Source organism: Microscilla marina ATCC 23134 (assembly GCF_000169175.1).
Lineage (GTDB): Bacteria > Bacteroidota > Bacteroidia > Cytophagales > Microscillaceae > Microscilla > Microscilla marina.
Genome location: NZ_AAWS01000013.1, coordinates 209,873 through 231,253 on the forward strand (window position 1 = coordinate 209,873; position 21,381 = coordinate 231,253).

General features: G+C 38.8%; 20 protein-coding genes. 18 read left to right on the forward strand and 2 right to left on the reverse strand.

The window, feature by feature from the left end; translation table 11 throughout:
- Window positions 1-563 precede the first annotated feature (563 nt).
- From M23134_RS14320 to M23134_RS14405, 18 genes are all read left to right on the forward strand, one after another.
- Entirely contained in the window at window positions 564-1,832 is a 1,269-nt protein-coding gene (locus tag M23134_RS14320; protein WP_002697277.1) for a cytochrome c3 family protein, read from the forward strand.
- A gap of 72 nt (window positions 1,833-1,904) precedes the next feature.
- Entirely contained in the window at window positions 1,905-5,279 is a 3,375-nt protein-coding gene (locus M23134_RS14325; protein WP_002697278.1) for a TAT-variant-translocated molybdopterin oxidoreductase, read from the forward strand.
- 70 nt (window positions 5,280-5,349) lie between these two features.
- Window positions 5,350-6,810, forward strand: a complete 1,461-nt coding sequence (nrfD, locus tag M23134_RS14330) for an NrfD/PsrC family molybdoenzyme membrane anchor subunit (RefSeq protein WP_045113582.1) — start codon at window positions 5,350-5,352, stop codon at window positions 6,808-6,810.
- A gap of 60 nt (window positions 6,811-6,870) precedes the next feature.
- The gene (locus tag M23134_RS14335; protein ID WP_002697282.1) at window positions 6,871-7,401 is read left to right on the forward strand and encodes a DUF3341 domain-containing protein; all 531 of its coding nucleotides are present in this window, start codon (window positions 6,871-6,873) and stop codon (window positions 7,399-7,401) included.
- A 53-nt stretch (window positions 7,402-7,454) separates the two neighbouring features.
- Window positions 7,455-8,216 (forward strand): c-type cytochrome, encoded by a 762-nt coding sequence (locus tag M23134_RS14340; RefSeq protein ID WP_157558485.1) that lies wholly within the window; start codon window positions 7,455-7,457, stop codon window positions 8,214-8,216.
- Window positions 8,217-8,269: 53 nt separating this feature from the next.
- Window positions 8,270-9,616 carry a hypothetical protein gene (locus M23134_RS14345; RefSeq protein WP_002697284.1) on the forward strand — a complete coding sequence of 449 codons (1,347 nt, stop codon included), beginning with the start codon at window positions 8,270-8,272 and terminating at the stop codon, window positions 9,614-9,616.
- Window positions 9,617-9,673: 57 nt separating this feature from the next.
- A complete protein-coding gene (locus M23134_RS14350) occupies window positions 9,674-10,735 on the forward strand; it encodes a cytochrome c oxidase subunit II (RefSeq protein ID WP_045113583.1) in 1,062 nt (353 codons plus the stop codon).
- Window positions 10,736-10,767: 32 nt separating this feature from the next.
- Entirely contained in the window at window positions 10,768-12,675 is a 1,908-nt protein-coding gene (locus M23134_RS14355) for a cytochrome c oxidase subunit I (RefSeq protein ID WP_002697288.1), read from the forward strand.
- A complete protein-coding gene (locus tag M23134_RS14360) occupies window positions 12,665-13,690 on the forward strand; it encodes a COX15/CtaA family protein (protein ID WP_002697290.1) in 1,026 nt (341 codons plus the stop codon). The genes M23134_RS14355 and M23134_RS14360 overlap by 11 nt, the downstream gene beginning before the upstream one ends.
- Entirely contained in the window at window positions 13,687-14,607 is a 921-nt protein-coding gene (cyoE, locus tag M23134_RS14365; RefSeq protein ID WP_002697292.1) for a heme o synthase, read from the forward strand. Before M23134_RS14360 ends, cyoE begins: the two co-directional genes overlap by 4 nt.
- On the forward strand, window positions 14,604-15,212 hold the full coding sequence (locus M23134_RS14370) for a cytochrome c oxidase subunit 3 (protein ID WP_002697294.1): 609 nt from the start codon (window positions 14,604-14,606) through the stop codon (window positions 15,210-15,212). The genes cyoE and M23134_RS14370 overlap by 4 nt, the downstream gene beginning before the upstream one ends.
- Window positions 15,213-15,241: 29 nt before the next feature.
- A complete protein-coding gene (locus M23134_RS14375) occupies window positions 15,242-16,096 on the forward strand; it encodes a cytochrome c oxidase subunit 3 (protein ID WP_002697295.1) in 855 nt (284 codons plus the stop codon).
- 53 nt (window positions 16,097-16,149) lie between these two features.
- Window positions 16,150-16,470 carry a cytochrome C oxidase subunit IV family protein gene (locus M23134_RS14380; RefSeq protein WP_045113584.1) on the forward strand — a complete coding sequence of 107 codons (321 nt, stop codon included), beginning with the start codon at window positions 16,150-16,152 and terminating at the stop codon, window positions 16,468-16,470.
- Window positions 16,471-16,623: 153 nt separating this feature from the next.
- Window positions 16,624-17,196 (forward strand): SCO family protein, encoded by a 573-nt coding sequence (locus tag M23134_RS14385; protein WP_002697297.1) that lies wholly within the window; start codon window positions 16,624-16,626, stop codon window positions 17,194-17,196.
- Between the two features lie 25 nt (window positions 17,197-17,221).
- On the forward strand, window positions 17,222-17,773 hold the full coding sequence (locus M23134_RS14390; protein ID WP_002697298.1) for a DUF420 domain-containing protein: 552 nt from the start codon (window positions 17,222-17,224) through the stop codon (window positions 17,771-17,773).
- Window positions 17,774-17,784: 11 nt separating this feature from the next.
- Window positions 17,785-18,057 (forward strand): hypothetical protein, encoded by a 273-nt coding sequence (locus M23134_RS14395; protein ID WP_002697300.1) that lies wholly within the window; start codon window positions 17,785-17,787, stop codon window positions 18,055-18,057.
- 67 nt (window positions 18,058-18,124) lie between these two features.
- Complete coding sequence (locus M23134_RS14400) at window positions 18,125-18,415, forward strand: DUF983 domain-containing protein (protein WP_002697302.1); 291 nt, start codon at window positions 18,125-18,127, stop codon at window positions 18,413-18,415.
- A 197-nt stretch (window positions 18,416-18,612) separates the two neighbouring features.
- On the forward strand, window positions 18,613-19,227 hold the full coding sequence (locus M23134_RS14405; protein ID WP_002697304.1) for a TetR/AcrR family transcriptional regulator: 615 nt from the start codon (window positions 18,613-18,615) through the stop codon (window positions 19,225-19,227).
- 69 nt (window positions 19,228-19,296) lie between these two features.
- On the opposite strand, the gene M23134_RS14410 is transcribed toward M23134_RS14405, so the two are convergent.
- Complete coding sequence (locus M23134_RS14410) at window positions 19,297-20,097, reverse strand: DUF4097 family beta strand repeat-containing protein (RefSeq protein WP_002697305.1); 801 nt, start codon at window positions 20,095-20,097, stop codon at window positions 19,297-19,299.
- Between the two features lie 137 nt (window positions 20,098-20,234).
- Complete coding sequence (gene hemH, locus M23134_RS14415) at window positions 20,235-21,350, reverse strand: ferrochelatase (RefSeq protein WP_002697306.1); 1,116 nt, start codon at window positions 21,348-21,350, stop codon at window positions 20,235-20,237.
- Window positions 21,351-21,381 lie beyond the last annotated feature (31 nt).

The following is a 21,381-nucleotide window of genomic DNA, read 5'->3' on the forward strand; positions in this document are numbered from 1 at the left end:
CCAGTAATATTTAATAATTACAAAAACAGAAAATGAGTGTCATCAAATCCTATACTCCCCCTAAATTCAAATCACCAAATCATATCATTTGTATTCAAACCATTTCCCCTTTTCTCTGTTTTGATTATACCTCAATCTTACTGAAATTTAGCTGAACACATTATTGGACAAAACACAGGCAAGATAGTAGCTTAGCCAAGAATTAGTTATTTATAATAGTTCTAAATTAACAGCACATTAACAATTGTATTTAGTAATGTGTTGATAAACAGCTGCTTATAAACCTTTAGTTTACCCATGCCTCAGAAGTTTTGTAGGGAAATTTCAAAAACAAATCTTTGATACAATCCATTTGTACATTAGATTTGTGTCCAAAATTAAGTGAGGCTTGTTCAAGCAAATAAGTATAATAACTATTGCCCAGTAAGTATATTGTCTGGTAGTAAAATAATTATATTATTTGCCTGAAAGGTTCAAGAGATTCAAAACAGAATTTGGTCACTTAACTTTGGAAAAACATTTAAGAGAATAATTGCGAAACTCAATAGATTTAATAGTTAGGTATGTTTTCAAAAAATCGACTAAACTATCTCAAATATTTAAGCGTGTGGGCTTTTGCGCTTTTGTTGATACCTGGTGCTCTATGGGCACAGGACTCGACCAAAACTGGTGGAGGAGGAGATGTAGAGGCTGGTAAAACGCTCTTTGACAACAATTGTCAGCAATGTCATAGCCCCGGAGCTGATGTGATAGTAGGCCCTGGTCTAAAAGGGATTATGGATCGTCGTTCAATGGAATGGTTGATCCCTTGGGTGAAAAACTCAGCAAAAGTAATTGCAAGCGGCGACCCTTATGCGGTGAAGTTGTACAACAAATACAACAAAACTGCTATGCAGAGCTTTAACCTAAGCGACGAAGAAATTAAAAACATCTTTGCTTATGTACAGGCATATAAGCCTGGTGGTAATAAAGATGAGCAAACTACGCCAGGTCAAACAACTGCAAATGCAGGTGGAGGTCAGTCTAACTACTTCAATCTGGTACTAGGAGTATTAGTATTTGTTCTCATACTTATCTTAGCGGTTCTTTTCCTCATCATTTCGGTATTGCGCAGGTACCTCAATCAACAAGAGAATGAAGGTAAACTGGATGAAGAAGACAAAGAAATTCTACACGAAAAATTCAACATTGGAAAGGTTCTACGCCACCCGGCATTGCTTGGAGGAGTAGCGGCTATTTTCTTATTGGTATTTGCTCAGGCAGGTTTAGACACCTTACTTTCGGTAGGTGTACAACAAGGATATGCGCCTACTCAGCCAATCCCTTTCTCACATAAATTACACGCTGGTCAATACGAAATAGGTTGCGAATACTGCCATACCGGAGTAAGAAAAGGTAAAAATGCAGGTATTCCTTCAGCAAATATTTGTATGAACTGTCACAATGCTGTAAAGCAAGGTTCGCCAAGTATGCAAAAAATCTATGCAGCTATTGAAAACAACAAGCCTATAGAATGGGTGCGTGTACACAACTTACAAGACTTTGCTTATTTTAACCACTCTCAACACACAGTTGTAGGAGGCATTGAATGTGAAACTTGTCATGGTGAAATCAAGGAAATGGAAGTTGTTCAACAACAATCTCCACTTACTATGGGATGGTGTATCGACTGTCACCGCAAAACTGTGGTAGAAGGTGCAAAAGACAAGGGTGATGGAAAAGCCAAAAACGCTTACTATGATAGGCTACTGGAAATCCATCAGAAAGATAGTAAAAAACCAATCACTGTAGAAAACATTGGTGGGCTTGAATGTGGTAAGTGTCACTACTAAGAGCAGGTTTATTTATACATCCCAATTACACTTAAAAACTTGATTTTCATTTAGGAAGAGATTCATTAAATTATGGAAAACAATAAAAGATATTGGAGAGGCATAGAAGAATTCACTAATGATACAGAGTTTGTAAAAAACGCAGAAAGTGAATTTCCTGAGTATTTGCCGATCAACGAAAAAAGTCCTACAAAGGAAGAGGAAGGAATGTCTGGCGGACGTAGAGACTTCTTAAAGCTTATGGGGTTCAGCATTGCAGCTGCTTCGTTGGCTGCTTGTGAAGCTCCAGTCAAAAAAATTGTCCCTTACCTTAACAAACCAGAAGACATAGAGCCGGGAGTTCCCAACTTCTATGCTTCTACTTATTTTGCCGAAAATGAGTACGCCAGCGTTGTGGTGAAAACCCGCGAAGGTCGTCCTATAAAAATAGAAGGTAATGATTTGTCGCCTGTAAGTATGGGCGGAACATCAGCTCGTATCCAGGCATCAGTGCTTGATCTGTACGACACCACTCGTTACCAAGACCCACAAAAAAGTGGTAAAAAAGCAAAGATAGAAGACATTGATAAAGAAGTAATGTCGCAACTAAGCGGTAACATTCGCATAGTTTCTCACTCTATCATCAGTCCTTCTACTAAAGAAGCAATCAAAGAATTCATCGCTAAATACCCTTCTGCCAAACACGTAATGTATGATACCAATTCATCTTACGGAATCTTGAAAGCAAACAAAGATTCATTTGGCAAAATGGCAGTACCTAATTATGACTTTAGCAAAGCCAATACTATAGTAAGTATTGATGCTGACTTTTTAGGCACTTGGGTAAACCCTATAGGGCACGCCCGCCAATACGCTAAAACCCGTAAATTGAATCAGGGCAAGACAGACATGTCACGCCACTATCAATTTGAGGCTCGTTTATCTCTTACCGGATCAAACGCTGATTACCGTGTGCCAACTAAACCCTCTCAACTGGGTCTAGTGGTGGCAGCCTTACATAGTGCAGTTGCTGGCGGAGGCGATACCAAAGGGTTGAGCAAAGATGTTGTTGCGAAAATTAAAAAAGCAGCGACTGACCTAAAAGCAAATAAAGGCAAATCATTGGTTGTATGTGGGTTGAATGATCCAGCAGTACAAACCTTGGTAAATGACATTAACAACAAGTTAGGCAATTACGGAGAAACCATTGATATGTCAAAAGCATCTAACCTTCAGCAAGGAAACGATGCAGAAATGAACAAGTTTATTGATGATGTAAAAGGTGGAAGCGTAAACGGTGTTATTTTCTTTGGAACTAACCCAGTATACAATCACCCACGTGGTGCAGAACTTAAAGCTGCTTTGTCAAAAGTAAAATTAAGAGTTTCTTTGGCTTCAAAACCTGATGAAACAGCCACTGCTTGTACCTATATAATGCCAGATAATCATTTCTTAGAGTCTTGGAGTGATGCCGAGCCTGTAGAAGGAATGTTTAGCGTACAACAACCTACCATTCGTCCTTTGTTCCGCACACGAGCGGCTCAAGAGACATTGTTGGCGTGGACAGGCAAAAAAGCCTCTTTCTATGATTACGTTCGTGATTACTGGAAGAAAAACTTGTTTAGCCAACAAAGTAAGCATAACTCTTTTGAGAAGTTTTGGACAAATGCTTTGCACGACGGTGTATTTGCTGGAAAGGCAGCACCAAAAACTGAGAAAGCTACTCCAAAACCTCAAACACCTACCGATTCTACCCAAACAGAGACCCCTACCATTGTTGCAGGAGGATCTGTAAACTTTAGCGGAAATGTAAGTGCAGCGATGTCAGCTGTGGCTAGTAACTATACCGCATCAAGCAAAGACATAGAGCTTTCTTTGTACGAAAAAATCTCTATTGGTTCTGGTTACCAGGCAAACAACCCTTGGTTGCAAGAAATGGCAGACCCTATCTCTCGTGCTTGTTGGGACAACTATTTGGCGGTTCCTTTAGCTTATGCCAAAGAGCAAAAGCTTAAGCAAGGAGATATTGTAAAGCTTACTGCTGGAAAAGCAAGCATTGAAATTCCAGTATTGGTACAACCAGGACAAACTCGTGGCACGGTGTCGCTTGCGGTAGGTTATGGACGCACCAAGATTGGAAAAGTGGGGAAAGGTGAAGCTGAAACGATTGCTTTTGGTAAACAAACCTGGGGTGGACAAGATGCTTATCCGTTTGCCACAGTGAAAAACGGTGTAGTAGTAATGGGTAACCCAAAGGTTTCTATTACTAAGACAGAAAAGAAAATGGAAATTGCTCAAATACAAACACACCATACTATTATGGGGCGTGATATTGTACAAGGAGCAACTTTAAAAGAATATCAAAAAGAGAACCACGCTGGTAGAACTTATCCAAAAGTGACCTTCAAAGGCAAAGAAAGAAAGCCCTATGATATGACACTTTGGAAGTCAAACCACAAATATCCAAACCACTCATGGGGGATGGTTGTAGACCTTAACTCTTGTATTGGTTGTGGAGCTTGTACTATTGCTTGTCAGTCAGAGAACAATGTTCCTGTGGTTGGAAAGCAAGAAGTACTAAACCGACGTGAAATGCACTGGATTCGCATTGACCGTTATTACACATCATCGTTTATTTTGGATGAAAAAACTACCCCAGGACTAAGCGACTACCAGAAAATGGAAGAAGCGGCTGAGAATCCTCAGGTAGTATATCAACCTATGATGTGTCAGCATTGTAATAATGCACCTTGTGAAACAGTTTGTCCGGTATTGGCAACTACCCATAGTACCGAAGGTTTGAACCAAATGGCTTATAACCGTTGCTTTGGTACTCGTTACTGTGCAAACAACTGCCCTTATAAAGTACGTCGTTTCAACTGGTTCAATTATTTTGATGATAAGCGTTTTACAGAAGTAAACTACTCACAGTCAAGTGACTTAGGTAAAATGGTATTGAACCCTGACGTAACAGTACGCTCTCGTGGAGTAATGGAAAAATGCTCTATGTGTGTACAACGTATTCAGGCAGGTAAACTTCAGGCTAAGAAAGAAAAACGTCGCCCAACTGATAAAGATATCAACGTTGCTTGTGCGCAGTCTTGCCCTACTCAGGCCATCACCTTTGGAGATATGAACAACGAAGATAGCAATATCTTTAAAATGTTGAAAATCAAAGAAGTAGAGCAAGAAAAAGAAGGAGAGCTGACTAAGGGACACGGTCATAAAAAGGAAAAAGAAGGAGATCAGGGACATGATAAACACTTCCTAAACCTTCAGGATCGTGAGAAAACCCGTGGTAAGGAAAAAGAAAAAGTGTGGGTAATTACTGAACCCCGCGCATACCACGTGTTAGAAGTCATCAATGTTCGCCCACAAGTTTCTTATCTTACTAAGATTCGCAACAATGAAAACGAACTTGTTGAGGATATTATTAAGAAATCTGAAGAAGGAAAGAAAAAAGCATAGATAATTAGGGAATTGGTCTTTTGACCAATTCCCTCTTAATTTTGAAAAAACTAATAATTGCCAAATACATATGCAAGTAACATCACCGGTAAGAGCCCCTCTTGTATTAAAAAAAGAGGAAAACGGACAGAAACGAGCAACTACATATCACGATATTACTGAGGATATTTGTAGACAGGTGGAGGCTCCACCTACAAACCCCCGCTGGTTATTGGCTATGCTGTTGTCATTAGCAGCCTTAGGTTGGGGTGGTTATACATTATACCGCACTTGGTGGTTTGGTCTCGGAGAATGGGGACTAAACAAAACCGTTGGATGGGCGTGGGATATTACCAACTTCGTATGGTGGGTAGGTATTGGTCACGCTGGAACCCTTATTTCTGCAATTTTGCTTTTATTCCGCCAAAAATGGAGAACATCTATTAACCGGGCGGCAGAAGCAATGACCATTTTTGCGGTATTGTGTGCAGGTAGTTTTATTTTAATGCACATGGGACGTGCCTGGATGGCTTATTGGGCATTGCCTTTACCAAATACTTATGGATCGTTGTGGGTAAACTTTAACTCACCACTTGTATGGGATGTATTTGCAATTAGTACTTACCTTACTGTATCTGTAGTATTCTGGTACATAGGATTAATTCCTGATTTAGCAACTATCCGCGAAAGAGCCATTGCCCGTGGTGATAAAATTAGAGCTTTTGTATATGGTATACTAAGTTTTGGTTGGGACGGCTCAGCCAAAACCTGGGCACGATACGAAGAAGTAGCTTTGATTCTTGCTGGTTTATCTACTCCGCTGGTACTGTCTGTACACACCATTGTAAGTATGGACTTTGCCACCTCATTGATTCCTGGATGGCACACAACTATCTTCCCGCCATACTTTGTGGCTGGTGCGATCTTCTCAGGTTTTGCAATGGTACTTACCTTGATGTTAATTACTCGCCACGTATTTAAACTACAAGCTTATATTACTCTTGAGCACATCGAATCTATGAATAAGGTAATTGTTCTAACAGGTTCTATAGTAGGTATTGCTTACCTGACTGAGTTTTTTATTGCTTGGTACTCAGGGGTAGAGTATGAGTCTTATGCATTTATTAACCGTGCTTTTGGACCTTACTGGTGGGCGTATGCTGCCATGATGAGTTGTAACGTACTTTCTCCTCAATTTTTCTGGTTTAGATCACTTCGTCGTAACATTTATGTTACATTTATCCTGTCTATTGTGGTAAACATAGGTATGTGGTTTGAGCGATTTGTAATTATTGTGACTTCTTTGCACAGAGATTACTTGCCCTCAAGCTGGGCTATGTTCTATCCAACCTGGGTAGATTTAGGAGATTATATATTCACTTTCGGTTTATTCTTTACTTTGTTTTTCTTGTTCGCTAAATTTTTGCCGGTAATTAATATGGCAGAGGTAAAAGCAGTACTAAAGTCTACTTCTCAAACTACTCTTGAGAAAGTTCAGGCGCGTTCTGCTGAGAGTGTAGCAAGTGATACACATCAGGGTGATGATAAATAATAAGTGAGTCATAATTATTCAAAAGATCCAAAATACTAAATCTTACGATTGATTAAAGATATGGCAGAAACTAAAAAATATATAGTAGGGGTATTTGACGACGAAGATGTTTTGTTGCCTGCGGTAAAAAAAATACGTGCAGAAGGTGTGCAAATCCACGATGTATATACTCCTTATCCAGTTCACCACCTGGATACTTACCTGGGTTATAAAAGAACAAGACTAGGTAAAGCAGCTTTCCTTTTTGGAGCTACTGGTACTACCCTGGCAATTACAATGATTAGCTATATGCTGGGCTTTGACTGGCCAATGGATATTGGGGGTAAAGATTTTTTACCTGCACCTAACTTTGTTCCAGTTACATTTGAATCTACAGTATTAATCTCTGCATTGGGTATGGTAGGTACATTTCTGGTATCTCGTGGGCTTGGTCCTGGTAAAAAAGCTATAATGTTTGATCCTCGAAGTACAGATGACAAACACGTAATGGCGATTAACTTGGACAAAAACACCAAACACTCAAAAGAAGACATTGTGGCTATTTTGAAACAAAATGGTGTGACCGAAGAACCCAAAGAAGTGGATTTATAAAAGTATAAATGGCAGATAATTAGTGAATATTTCTACTTTAAAAAATTGCAAAGATGTTACTTAGATCAAAAAAATATATACCGTTGATGTTAGTCCTGACTGTGATGGTCTTGAGCTCTTGCTCTCGAAACCCCAACAGTCCAGGAACAGAATATGCGCCTCAAATGTATGTGTCTATTCCTTATGAGCCATATACACAGGTGAAGAAAAATCCTTTGAACCCTACTGGAATGAACTTGCGCAAGCCACCTGAAGGAACTGTGGCTCGTAAAGGACACTATAACATGACAGTAGAGAATGATAAGGGAGAAAGAAGCGCATTGTTGGTTTACAATTTCCCAGCAGGCGAAGAAGGTTTGAAAATGGCATCAAAAGTAAGCAATCCTTTGGCTTTGCCTAAAGATTCTGCGGCTATTGATAAATATGTACTCGAAGAGTGCCAGCCTTTGTACGAGCGTTATTGCCAGCACTGTCATGGTGCTACTGGTAAAGGCGATGGAAAAGTCAACGATCAGTACAAAGGGGTGGCAAATCTCACAGCTGGTGCCCAAAAAACAAATACTAGTGGGCATATCTTCCACGTGATTACACACGGTAAAGGGCGTATGTGGCCTCACAAGCAAATTGTGACTCCTGAAGAACGTTGGAAAATCGCTTATTATGTTCATAAGTTGCAAGGACGTTTGCACGAAGCAGTTGCTAATAATCGCTCTGACGACAAAGCTCCAAAGGCAAAGACAGACGAGGATACAAAAACAGATAGTACTGCTAAAAAAGAGGCTAAGAAAACTGAACCTGAAAATAAAGGACATTAATAGCAGTGTCATCATAATAAACAGAAGAAAAGCTTAAAAGAATCTATAATATTATGGCTGGAGACAAACATATTACGCTTTCAGACTTGTCGCAGGAAAAGAATTTTGAATTTACCCCGAAACTGCGTAAACAGCTGATGACTGCTATAGTAGTTGGAGCTGCTTTGCTGATAGTGGGGATTATTTTATGGACGCAAGGCATAGGGCTTGGTGGCGAACATCACGGTGGAGGTCACGCTCCCGAAGGACATGGTGCCGGAGGTGGTGGAGACGAAGGTGGACACGGTGCTTTCCACTGGACCAAACGCCTGTATGCTGTACTTTGGCATGACAGTGTATTTTTTACTGGCATTGCTCTGGTAGGGGTTTTCTTTGTTGCATTCAACTACCTGGCACTTTCTGGATGGCCAACAATGATTAAAAGGATTCCCGAAACTTTTGGTAAATTCTTGCCAATTACCGGTGTGATCCTATTGGCAGTATTTGCCCTAGGTGGTCATGACCTTTTTCACTGGACTCACCACGAGTTATTTGACCCTAATAGCCCTAAATATGATAAAATCATTGCAGGCAAAGAAGGGTATTTGAATACACCTTTCTTCGTAATAAGAACCGTTTTATATTTTGTTTTATGGTACGTTTTATACGTGTTATTACGCAAAATGTCTTTGAAAGAAGATGAGGTAAACGATTTTTATGCTTACACTAAAAACCCTGTTTTTCATAAGAAAAGTGGTGTTTATGCAGCAATCTTTATCGTGATATTTGCCATTACAACCTCTACTGCTGCTTGGGACTGGGTGATGTCAATCGATGCACACTGGTTCAGTACAATGTTTGGCTGGTATACATTTGCCAGTTGGTTTGTTACAGGCTTGGCAGCTATGGCGCTGTATGTAGTGGTGCTTAAAGACCATGGGTACTTCAAGTATGTAAATGAAAATCACATTCATGATTTAGGTAAATTTATCTTTGCATTTAGTATTTTTTGGACATATATATGGTTTGCTCAGTTCTTGTTGATCTATTACGCCAACATTCCTGAAGAAACTGTGTACTTCCTCCACAGGATGGAAGATTTCAAATTCTTGTTCTTCTTTAATATCATTATCAACTTTGCCTTCCCGTTCTTGTTCTTAATGCCAAGAGCAGCCAAAAGAAAAACTTTACTTGTAAAGATTGCGGCTGTTGGGGTTATCTTTGGTCACTGGTTAGATTTTTATATGATGATTATGCCAGGTACAGTAGGTAAACATAGTGGTATTGGATTGGTGGAAATAGGTACGGTAATCTTATTTATTGCGGGTTTTATTTGGGTAACAGCTGCTGCTTTGGCGAAGGCTAACATTATCCCTAAAAACCACCCAATGATTGAGGAAAGTTTGCACCACAATATTTAAACATTTACCTTAAACGAATTTTTATAGAACCAAACAGATAAATAATAGATTGATCTTATGGCTAACTTGATATTGGGTCTTGCAATCGTATTAATTTTCGTGATTCTGTTAATGCTTTTCAGAATCCAAAGGTTAGTATCTGTTGCAAAAGGCGAGCATAAAGAAAAAGTAGACGGATTTAACAATCTGAATGCTAACTTGATGTGGATTTTCCCCCTAATAGGCGTAATCGCAGCAATTTGGTATTCAGGAGAGGCTGCCAAGAATTTTTTACCTGAAGCATCCTCTATACACGGACAACAAACAGATAGTTTGTTTTGGTCTTCTACTGTAGTTATCTTAATAATGTTTGTGATTACTAACGCAGCGTTGTTTTACTTTGCTTTCCGTTATCGGTACAAAAAAGAGAACAAGGCATCGTTTTTCCCTGAAAATCATAAACTGGAAATAGCTTGGACAATTACTCCTGCTATCATACTTACTGTATTGGTATTTTATGGTAATAAAGTGTGGTGGGACATTATGGGAGAAGTTCCAAAAGATGCTGAAGTTGTAGAAATAGTAGGGCAGCAATTTGCCTGGAAAACCCGTTATCCTGGCAAGGATAAGAAAATGGGTAATTATGACTATCGTTTGATTGATGCCACCAATGAATTAGGCATCGACTTTGGACACAAAGATGCAAACGATGACTTTGTGAGTGGTAAGCTTGTATTACCTGTAAATCGTCCAATTCTTTTTAAGATTAGAGCTAAAGATGTGTTGCACAGTGTTTTTGCACCCCATTTTCGCTTAAAAATGGATGCTGTACCAGGGATGCCCACCCAGTTTCATTTTACCCCAACTAAAACAACTGCACAAATGCGATCTGAATTAGGCAACCCTAAATTTAACTACGAGATTGCTTGTACAGAGATTTGCGGAAAGGGGCACTACAGTATGCGCTTGTTGGTAGAGGTTGTTGAAGAAGCTGAGTATAAGAAATGGTACGCATCTCAATCTCCTTTCCTCAAGGATAACCCTGAGTATAAAGGGAGAGATTTAAAATGGCTGCGCAAGAAAAAGAATTTTGCCAGCAAAAAGCAGGAAGAAAAAACAGCGCACGCTAAAATTGACTAGACTTGTAAACATTAAAAAGCGAATTGACTATTATGGCAGATAATCATAATCAAGGTGATGCAATCAAGGAGGTAGGTCACGATCACGCTCATGATCATGGACACGACCACGACCATCACCATGACCAAAGCTTTATTTCAAAGTATATTTTTAGCGAAGATCACAAGGTTATCGCAAAACAATTTTTATTTACTGGAATCTTCTGGGCGGTAATAGGAGGACTTATGTCACTTGTTTTCCGTTTACAGCTTGGTTTTCCAGAGATGAGCATGGAGTTTCTTCGCCCTATTTTGGGTGGATGGATTACAGAAGCAGGAAAGCTAGAACCAGAGTTTTATCTTGCTTTGGTTACAATGCACGGAACCATTATGGTATTCTTTGTATTGACTGCAGGTCTGAGTGGTACTTTTAGTAACTTCCTTATTCCTTTGCAGATTGGTGCCCGTGACATGGCGTCAGGTTTTATGAACATGCTTTCATATTGGTTCTTCTTTGGATCAAGTGTAATTATGTTTGCTTCTATCTTTTTAGAAACAGGACCAGCTTCTGGTAGTTGGGTTATTTACCCACCACTAAGTGCTTTGCCTCAGGCAATGTCAGGCTCAGGTGCAGGTATGACAATGTGGTTAATCAGCATGGCTTTGTTTATTATCTCAGTATTATTAGGAGGTATAAACTATATAACCACTGTAATTAACCTAAGAGTAAAAGGAATGTCTTTTACTCGTTTGCCGCTGACTATATGGGCTTTCTTTATTACAGCTATCATTGGTCTGTTGTCATTCCCTGTGTTATTCTCAGCAGCATTGCTGTTGATTTTTGACAGAAGTTTAGGGACAAGTTTCTTCTTGTCTGAAATATATATAGCAGGCGAAGCTTTGCACCACCAAGGAGGTAGTCCTGTACTATTCCAGCACTTGTTCTGGTTCTTAGGACACCCCGAAGTATACATTGTATTGATCCCTGCACTGGGTATTACTTCTGAAGTAATAGCAACCAATGCCCGCAAGCCTATTTTTGGCTACAAAGCAATGATTGGTTCTATTTTAGGTATTGCTGTCCTATCATTTATTGTATGGGCACACCATATGTTTGTGACTGGTATGAACCCATTCTTAGGGTCTGTATTTATGTTCCTTACATTAATTATTGCAGTACCATCAGCAGTAAAATCATTTAACTATATTACTACATTATGGAGAGGTAATATCATTTTTACCCCAGCCATGATGTTCTCTATTGGACTGGTATCAATGTTTATCTCGGGTGGGGTTACAGGTATTATACTTGGAAACAACGCAATGGATATTCAGTTGCACGATACCTACTATGTAGTAGCTCACTTTCACCTTGTAATGGGTAGTGCTTCTTTCTTTGGAATGATGGCAGGTGTGTATCACTGGTTCCCAAAAATGTTTGGGCGAATGATGGACGAAAAGCTGGGGTATATCCACTTTTGGTTTACATTTGTAGGTGCCTACCTTGTGTTTTTCCCGATGCACTACATCGGTATTGCAGGTTTCCCTCGTCGTTATTATGCTTTTACTAACTTTGACTTTACAAAATCATTTACTGATTTGAATGCTTTCATTAGTATTGCAGCAATCATTACTGTATTCTCTCAGTTTGTATTTGTATTCAACTTTATATATAGCATTTTCCGAGGTAGAAAAGCCTCTGAAAATCCTTGGGGATCAACTACACTTGAATGGACTACTCCTGTAAACCCTGGACATGGGAACTGGCCAGGAGAGATTCCTCAGGTATACCGTTGGCCTTACGATTACAGTAAACCAAACTCAGAAGAAGACGGATTTGGAGATTTTATTCCTCAACATATTCCATTATCTCAAACACCACATTCTAACTTGCCACACGAGAAAGAAATGTTGGAGCGTGGAGGGAATAATGAGGATGAAATAACGATAAATGAGCAATAAAAACACACATAAGGTTTTCAGGAAACTGGGAATTGTAACTATTGTTGCTGTATACTTTTTGATTGCCGTTGGGGGCATCGTCAGAACCACTGGCGCTGGCATGGGGTGCCCTGACTGGCCAAAGTGTTTTGGAAGTTGGATACCTCCTACTGAGGTATCCCAACTCCCAAAAAATTATAAAGAAAAATTCAAAGTACAGGGAAAAGAAATTGCAGATTTTAACCCTATAAAGACCTGGATAGAATATATTAATCGATTGATTGGAGCATTGATCGGATTACTTATATTTGCAACTTTCATCGCTTCCTTTACTTATTGGAAATTAGATCGAGGCATTGTTTTTTTGAGCTTTGCAAGTGTGTTGCTGGTAGGATTTCAGGGGTGGATAGGTGCAAAAGTAGTCGCTACTGATTTAGCAGTTTCTATGATCACCATTCACATGGTTTTGGCACTTGCCATTGTGTTTTTGTTAATATACACCATTATTAGAGGATTTAAAGTAGTTTGGAAAACTACTCCTATAGCAAATAAAAAACGAATCAACCAAGTCATTATCTTAAGTTTGGTTTTGTCTTTTATACAAGTAGTGCTGGGGACACAAGTGAGAGAGGCAATAGATTTGATTGCCCGAAATATGGGAGAAGCTCAGCGAGGTTTATGGGTAGATAACTTAGGGATGACATTTTACATCCATCGCTCATTTTCTTGGTTAGTGTTTCTAACCCACGTGTATTTGGTTTATTTACTTTATACACAACTTAAAGAAAGAAATCATTTTGTATTTAAATATACAATATACCTGTTTTTGATAATAATTAGTGAAGTCGCTACTGGAATAGCAATGGCTTATTTCGGGATACCTGCATTCTTGCAGCCCATTCATTTATTGTTGGGTTCACTAGTGCTAGGCATTCAATTTTTCTTATTGCTGGCGATTAATTATGAGAGAGTTTTTGTGAAGAAGGGAGTAAATTCGTTGGGAGAACTTTCTCAAGAGCAACTAATTTCGCAATGATAACAACTGAGACAAACATTAATACATCAACCTCAGTATTGGTAAAATTTAAAACCTATACTGAGCTATTAAAGCCGAGATTATCATTTCTTGTAGCTTTTTCGGCAGCATTTGGGTACCTGTTGGCATTCGAAGGAACCATCAACTGGGCAACCTTTATTAGCTTGTCAATGGGAGGTTTTTTGGTGTCAGGAGCATCTATTATGATCAACCAAATCATAGAAAAAGATTTGGATCGAATGATGGACCGGACTCAAAACAGACCAATCCCCTCAGGTAGAGTAACAGTAAACGAGGCCATTTTCTATACAATTATTACTGGAATAGGCGGCTTGTTTTTGTTGCTTAGCTATACCAATATACTAACTACTGCCTTAGCATTTGTTTCAATGTTGCTATATGGCTTTGTATATACACCACTTAAAAGAGTAGGTTCTATAGCTGTATTTGTGGGAGCTATCCCCGGAGCTCTACCTCCTATGTTGGGTTGGGTGGCGGCAACTGGACGCATTAGTTATGAAGCCATTATTATTTTTGCGTTTCAGTTCATTTGGCAATTCCCTCATTTTTGGGCAATTGCTTGGGTACTGGACGATGACTACAAGAAAGCAGGGTTCAAACTGTTACCCTCCAAAAAAGGCAAAGATGTAAGCACTGCATTTCAAATAGCTGTTTACACAATGTTCCTGATTCCTATGGGGTTGTTACCCACACAAGTAGGTATTACAGGTTTAACAGCAGGAGTTATAGCAACTGGGTGCGGCATTTTATTTTTAGTGCCTGCATTACAGTTATTAAAGATATGTTCATCAAAAGGGGATGCAGAACTAGCAAAACAACAGGCTAAACGCATTATGTTCGGGTCGTTTATTTACCTTCCCGTTGTACAAATTGCATTTTTGATTGATAAGATATGATAGCAGGAAACACATTGGATAATAAAGCCGATTTTATAGAAGAACCACAAGAGACACTATCAATGCACCCTCAAAAGTTTGCATTGTGGTTGTTTATTGTTTCTATAATCATGTTATTTGCGGCATTTACCAGTGCTTATATAGTACGTAGAGCCGAAGGTAACTGGTTAGAGTTTGATTTGCCGAATCTATTTTGGGTAAATACCATCATTATATTAATGAGCAGTGCTTCTATGCATTGGTCTTTAATTTTAGCGAAAAAAGATAACATAGATTTGCTTAAAATAGCGGTAGTCATTACTTCTCTTTTAGGTTTCGCATTTTTAGTGGGGCAATTGTATGCCTGGAAAGATTTAGTAGCCTCAAGCGTATGGTTTGCTGGTGAGCAATCTAACCCTGCCGGATCATTCCTGTATGTAATTACAGGTTTACACGCGGTTCACTTGATAAGCGGGATTGTCTTTTTAGCTATAGTATTAGTATCAACCTTTAGATTAAAAATACATTCCAAAAGATTGGCCAGAATAGAAATGTGTGCTACATATTGGCACTTTTTAGACATTCTTTGGCTATATTTGTTTGGCTTTTTATTATTGAATCACTAAAAGAAGTTTAATAATCACACGAGAAAATTATGGCAACAGTCGCAACAGCAGACGAGAAGAAAAAAGGGATTGACTGGGGTGGGGGTAATCGCCCACTTGGAGGTGTTCGTTATGGAAAACTGATGATGTGGTTTTTCCTCCTTTCCGATGCGTTTACATTTTCTGCATTACTGATCTCTTATGGTATGATCCGTTATAGCCATGAGGGTTATAGCTACGAGCAAACATATCAAGTAGAACAATATGGGCTCAATGTTCCAACTGCCCACGTTGTAATGGAAAACGGTGTAGCAGTAACCAAAAAAGGAGAATTTTATTTTTCCCAAAAATATTGGCCAGTACCTGAAAAAGTATTTGAGGCTGTTCCTTTCTTACACGGAAAGTCGCTTCCATTGGTCTTTGTGGGTATCATGACCTTTATTCTCATTATGAGTAGTGTGACAATGGTTCTGGCGGTGGAGGCTGGTCATAGGCGAGACCAGCGAGATGTAGAAAAATGGATGCTCTGGACGATTCTCGGAGGAATTGTGTTTCTGGGTAGCCAAGCCTGGGAGTGGGCTCACTTTATAGTCGGTACCGACGGTGGGGGAGCGCTGCGGACTTCCGGGGATGGAAGAAACCTCGGTGAAGTTATCTACGGAGCAGGCTTATCTGAAAACCAATATGGTCCTACGACTTTTGCTAACCTGTTCTTTTTTATCACAGGTTTTCACGGAACACACGTATTGAGTGGAGTGATTATCAACATTATTATCTTTTATAATACTGTAATGGGTATCTATGCCCGTAAAAATGACTACGAAATGGTCGAAAAGGTTGGTTTATACTGGCACTTTGTAGACTTAGTATGGGTATTCGTATTTACATTCTTTTACCTTGTTTAACAGTGTTTTAAATAAAGTAGGAAATAAAAAAAGATTTTAAATATATAGATATTATGTCAAACGTTCACGAGACATCTACTGGTGAGATTCCAAAGGCTAAAACCAAACAAATTTGGAAGGTTTTCTGGATACTGTTAGGCCTTACAGCTTTAGAATTTGTGATTGCATTTGTATTTCCTCCTTCTATGTGGAGAGTGGGAGTGTTTGTAATCTTGACAATTGTAAAAGCATTTTATATTGTGGCTGAGTTTATGCACTTAGGGCATGAAGTAAAATTCTTGGCTTGGAGCATCATTCTCCCAATGATCTTTGTTGCCTGGTTTATTCTTGCAATGATGGTTGAGGGTGAATCTGTATTTACCTTACGCCTTTAAACATTTGAGTTAATGAACGGTTTTCGTATTTGAATAACTAAACTCAAAGATTTAATATATGCGAAATTTAACAAACTGGTTTACTAATAGTTCTATTGGTATTACCAGTTTTTTGTTTCTGTCTTGCGAACATTCGGTGAGAACAAGTATAAGTTGACTATATTTTATCCACAGGGGGTAGATTCTGTAAAAGTAAACGGTCAATGGAAAGTTGACTCTATATACCATACCATTACACCGTTCAAGTTTACTAATCAGAACAACAAAGAGGTGTCTAACAAAGATGTAAAAGGCAAAATATATGTGGCTGATTTCTTCTTTACACGTTGTGGTAGTATTTGCCCTAAAATGACCTCGCAACTTACCCGAGTGCAGAATGCATTTAAAGACAATAAAGAGATAAATATTCTCTCTTTTTCGATTGACCCTGAACATGATTCGGTAGAAGTATTGAAAAACTACGCCGATCAATATAAGGCAATCTCTGGACAGTGGCACTTTCTGACGGGGAATAAACACGAAATATATAACTTAGGGGTCAAAGGGTTCAAAATTCCTGTAGGAGACGAAGGGCAAGAGGTAACCCCTGACTATTTCCACAGTTCAAGACTGATATTGGTAGACCATAAGGGCAGAATAAGAGGGTATTACAATGGGGTTAGCCGAGACGAGGTAGACAAGTTAATCTTAGAGATTAAAGTATTACTTCAGGAGTATAAAGATTGATTGATGATTTAATAAATATATAAATATGACTAACGCGTTGATTGCTGAAAAAAACAAGCGTTTTATGCCTGTTATCTGGACAGTATCAATACTGATTCCACTGGTAGTGGCAGTACTATTTTATCTACAGCGAAAAATGGGTGGTTTAGGTAACTTGAATGTTTCTTTTTTGCCCCACTTGAACGCCATATTAAATTCTGCTACTTTTATATGTTTGCTAGGTGGTTTCTTTTCTATCAAAAACAAGAAAGAACAATACCATCGAATGTTTATGATGACTGCTTTTGTGTTGTCATCATTGTTTTTGGTATCTTATGTAATATACCATTCACAGGGGCATGAAGTGCCCTTTGGTGGACAAGGAGCAATTCGGTACTTTTACTTTGTAATACTCATTACCCACATTGGTTTATCTCTGTTTGTGGTGCCTTTAGCGCTGTTTGCCATATACTTTGCTATTACCAAGCAAATTGATCGTCATAAAAAAATAGTGAAGTGGACATTCCCCGTATGGGCTTATGTAGCGTTTACTGGGGTATTGGTTTATTTAATGATTAGCCCTTATTATCCAGCGTAATTGATATAAATATGAAAAAATTACTGACTTTACTTGCCTTATTTTCTATTCAAATTATTTTCGTTACCCAAAAAGCGGCAGCCCAATGTGCTATGTGTCAGGCAACTGTTGAGAGTAGTATGAGCGAAGGAGCAGGTATTGGAGCAGGGCTGAATGCTGGTATACTATACCTGGCTGCTTTTCCCTACTTGGTTTTGGGGGGCATAGCTTACTTTTGGTATAAACACAGTAAAAAACGTCGTGATGCAAAACGTATCCAAATTTCAGGCAATTACTCAGTGTAAATGTCCTAAATGTCGTAAAGGCAATGTCTTTCAATATCCTTGGGCCAGACTCAACAAATTCAGTGAAATGCACAAGTGTTGCCCAGTTTGTGGGGTAAGGTTTGAGGTAGAACCAGGTTTTTTCTTTGGGGCTATGTACATTAGTTACGCATTTTCAGTGGCTACTTTTATTATATGTGGTTTAGCAACTTATTTGTTGGGCAATAACCCAGAAGTCTGGGTATATGTGATGGTAGTGATAGTAGTAGTATTGCTTACTTTTCCCTCCTCATTTCGTTACTCAAGAATTTTGATGTTGCACCTGTTCTCAGGAATAGGCTATGAACCGGATGCTGCTGATAAAGAAGGTCAAACATAAAAGCTGACTTTATAAATATTAAAAATATACAAGGTTGAGGCAATGTCTCAACCTTTTTTTGTCGACTGTTTTTAACTGTAAACACCGTATATTAAGGATAAGCTTATGTGCTGGAAATTTCGCTTTGAGGTAAAACTTCCTACCTTTATTTGATAGATGTCGAATAATCGGCTTTTTGTATGAAATAACAGAGAAGAGTGAATAAAGCAGAGCAAACCAAAACACATATTTTAAATACAGCCTTCCGGCTTTTTTTGCAAAAAAGCTACCGCGAAGTAACAATGCAGGAGTTACAGGAAAATGCCCAAGTGAGTAGGGGAGGGTTATACCACCATTTTAAAAATAAAGAAGAAATATTTCTTGCTACAGCACATAAGTTTTTCTTTTCTATGATGGATGAATCCCTCGATATGGGAGTAATGGCAGAGCAGCCGTTTATGGAAAACTTTCAGTCATACCTTGTCCATAAGCAACAAGTAATGGATAAGATGTTGACTCACACTGAGTTGGAAGACTTAGATGCAAACTATTTTATGCTGGTCTTTCAAACCATACAGTACTTCCCTGAGACCCGCGAAGAGTTGAAAAAACAAGTGGTCCAAGAAACCAAAAACTGGGCAAACATTATTAAAATAGCTCAAAATAAAGGAGAGATTAAGCAGCATTTAGATGCGGAGGCTCTAGCCAGACATATTTATTATTTGTTAGATGGAGTGGAAATGCATTTAGTAATGATGGGTAATATTAATAGTGAAATGCACAACCGTATTACTACCATGATTGAGCAGTTGTATGAGCTTATTAGGTGGTAGGTGATGAAAGCAAAACCGTCTGTTTGATGCTTTAGGCAGACGGTTTTTAAATGAGTATAATTGTAATGTTTACATATCCAATTTTATGCGTCCGTCAGAAGTCCTCATTTGTATAAGCTTCCCTCCACCGTTCATTTTTCCATTGATACGCTTTTTAGTGGCTTTTCCGCTAAAGTTTTGTAAAGGAATATTCAATGATTCTCCTCGGATATCTAAGTCTAAACCTTGTTGTTTGGGCAAGGCGATTCTAATATTACCATCACTGGTTCGTGCCTTGAGGCTATTTTTTAGTTCTGTAAGATTTCCATGAATACTTCCATCAGAAGTGGTTAAATCTATCGAACCCGCCACATCCTCAAAAGTAATGTTACCATCAGAAGTACGGGCAATGATATCACCTTTGACTTGCATAATTTTAATATCTCCGTCACTGGTACGTAGACTTTGACGGTTTGTCAAACCTTTGATCATAATATTGCCATCCGAAGAATGTAAGTTACAGGCAGTTTGGGTAGGAACATATACCTCAAGGTGAATATTAATGGAGTTGCCATAGTTTCTCATACGTTTCTTTTCTTTAATCTTCACCTCCAGGTTATTTTGTGAGTGTGTGACAATAAAATCAAACTCTTTCTCTAGCTCAGCCTTAGATATTTTCAAGGTTCGATTATGACGTCGGGCAGTATAGAAAATTTGTACTTGATTGTTACTTGATGCATGCACCTTTACATCTCCATCAGAGGTGTAAAGACTTACCTTAGGAGCATTGGAAACAGGATAAGTTTCTTTAAATGAGTAATCGGTTTTTTGTGCTTGACACACTAGAGTAATCAAAGCAAATGTAAGTGTAAATAATAACGGTTTTCTCATGAGTATAATAATGGGTTATGTTGTCTGCTTATAAGATATCTTTAGGAAGGGAAAGGTTGCATTTATTGAGGAAGAATTTGTATATGCATAAAAAAAGCCCTGACTTATACCAGAGCTTATATCGGATAAAAATAAATTTATTCTTCTACTGTGGTGCTTCTGCTTTCTAATACTTTGGGTTGAAGCTGGGCATTTTGCAAAACAATTGCTTTGAGGCAACCTATCCAGAGAGGATTGCTATTGAGGCTTTCAACCAATTGCCAATGTTCACCACCTGCTTCTTCAAACACTTCTTTATATTCTTCTCCTACTTCAATGGTTGTTTCCAGACAATCGGCAACAAATGCCGGGGAAAAAGCCAATACTCTTTTTTTTCCTTTTTGAGCCAATTCTTTAATAGTATCTTCGGTATAAGGCTTGAGCCATGGGTCGCGCCCTAAGCGAGACTGAAAACAAGTAGTCACTTGATCATCTTTGAGCTCCAGTGCCTGAGCCAGTAGGCGGGTAGTAGCAAAGCATTGTGCTCTATAACAACCACGGTTATGGCTATGTAAAGTAGCGCAACAATTGGCTTGCCCCTCAAGGTAAGGGTTGGCTGCCGCCTCTTTCAAACAACTACCTGTATGATCACCTTTACGAATTTGTCTTTCAGGTAAGCCATGATAACTAAATAGCACATGATCATACTCAGCTTCTTTCAAGTATTTTTTTCCTATTTCGGCAAAAGCATGCACAAACTCAGGATAGTCAAAAAAGCTTTGTACAAAATGAATGTCAGGCACAATTTGCCATTTTTTTACCAACTCCATTACTTTTTGGTGCACTGAGCCAGAAGTAGCAGAAGCGTATTGAGGAAACAAAGGAATTACAATGATACGTTCAAGGCCTTTATTTTTGAGTCTATCCAACGCCACTTGTACACTGGGATTTTGGTAACGCATGCCAAGGCTTACAATAAAGTTATCACCTAAAGCCTCCTGGAGTAGCTTTTCTACTTCAAAGCCATAAATCTTGATGGGAGAACCTTCTTCAGTCCATAGCTTTTGGTATTCTTTGGCAGATTTGGGTGCCCTAAAGGTAGAGATAATACCATTGACCAATAAGAAACGAGGAATATAAGGAATATCAATCACCCTTCCATCCATCAAAAATTCACGCAAATACCTGCGCACTGCTGGAGTTTTAGGGTTGTCAGGAGTACCTAAGTTAACAATCAAAACCCCTGTTTTGGGCTGATGTGTAGTGCTTGCCATATCAAATTCAGTTATTTCAGAGCAATATTAC

Excerpts from the sequence above, each read along its gene's own strand:
- M23134_RS14410 (WP_002697305.1), bottom strand. The coding sequence starts at position 20,097 with ATGAGAAAACCGTTATTATTTACACTTACATTTGCTTTGATTACTCTA.
- cyoE (WP_002697292.1), top strand. The coding sequence starts at position 13,687 with ATGATAACAACTGAGACAAACATTAATACATCAACCTCAGTATTGGTA.
- M23134_RS14390 (WP_002697298.1), top strand. The coding sequence starts at position 17,222 with ATGACTAACGCGTTGATTGCTGAAAAAAACAAGCGTTTTATGCCTGTT.
- M23134_RS14360 (WP_002697290.1), top strand. The coding sequence starts at position 12,665 with ATGAGCAATAAAAACACACATAAGGTTTTCAGGAAACTGGGAATTGTA.
- M23134_RS14335 (WP_002697282.1), top strand. The coding sequence starts at position 6,871 with ATGGCAGAAACTAAAAAATATATAGTAGGGGTATTTGACGACGAAGAT.
- M23134_RS14340 (WP_157558485.1), top strand. The coding sequence starts at position 7,455 with ATGTTACTTAGATCAAAAAAATATATACCGTTGATGTTAGTCCTGACT.
- M23134_RS14395 (WP_002697300.1), top strand. The coding sequence starts at position 17,785 with ATGAAAAAATTACTGACTTTACTTGCCTTATTTTCTATTCAAATTATT.
- nrfD (WP_045113582.1), top strand. The coding sequence starts at position 5,350 with ATGCAAGTAACATCACCGGTAAGAGCCCCTCTTGTATTAAAAAAAGAG.
- M23134_RS14380 (WP_045113584.1), top strand. The coding sequence starts at position 16,150 with ATGTCAAACGTTCACGAGACATCTACTGGTGAGATTCCAAAGGCTAAA.
- M23134_RS14375 (WP_002697295.1), top strand. The coding sequence starts at position 15,242 with ATGGCAACAGTCGCAACAGCAGACGAGAAGAAAAAAGGGATTGACTGG.
- hemH (WP_002697306.1), bottom strand. The coding sequence starts at position 21,350 with ATGGCAAGCACTACACATCAGCCCAAAACAGGGGTTTTGATTGTTAAC.
- M23134_RS14400 (WP_002697302.1), top strand. The coding sequence starts at position 18,125 with ATGCACAAGTGTTGCCCAGTTTGTGGGGTAAGGTTTGAGGTAGAACCA.
- M23134_RS14325 (WP_002697278.1), top strand. The coding sequence starts at position 1,905 with ATGGAAAACAATAAAAGATATTGGAGAGGCATAGAAGAATTCACTAAT.
- M23134_RS14370 (WP_002697294.1), top strand. The coding sequence starts at position 14,604 with ATGATAGCAGGAAACACATTGGATAATAAAGCCGATTTTATAGAAGAA.
- M23134_RS14355 (WP_002697288.1), top strand. The coding sequence starts at position 10,768 with ATGGCAGATAATCATAATCAAGGTGATGCAATCAAGGAGGTAGGTCAC.
- M23134_RS14320 (WP_002697277.1), top strand. The coding sequence starts at position 564 with ATGTTTTCAAAAAATCGACTAAACTATCTCAAATATTTAAGCGTGTGG.
- M23134_RS14345 (WP_002697284.1), top strand. The coding sequence starts at position 8,270 with ATGGCTGGAGACAAACATATTACGCTTTCAGACTTGTCGCAGGAAAAG.
- M23134_RS14350 (WP_045113583.1), top strand. The coding sequence starts at position 9,674 with ATGGCTAACTTGATATTGGGTCTTGCAATCGTATTAATTTTCGTGATT.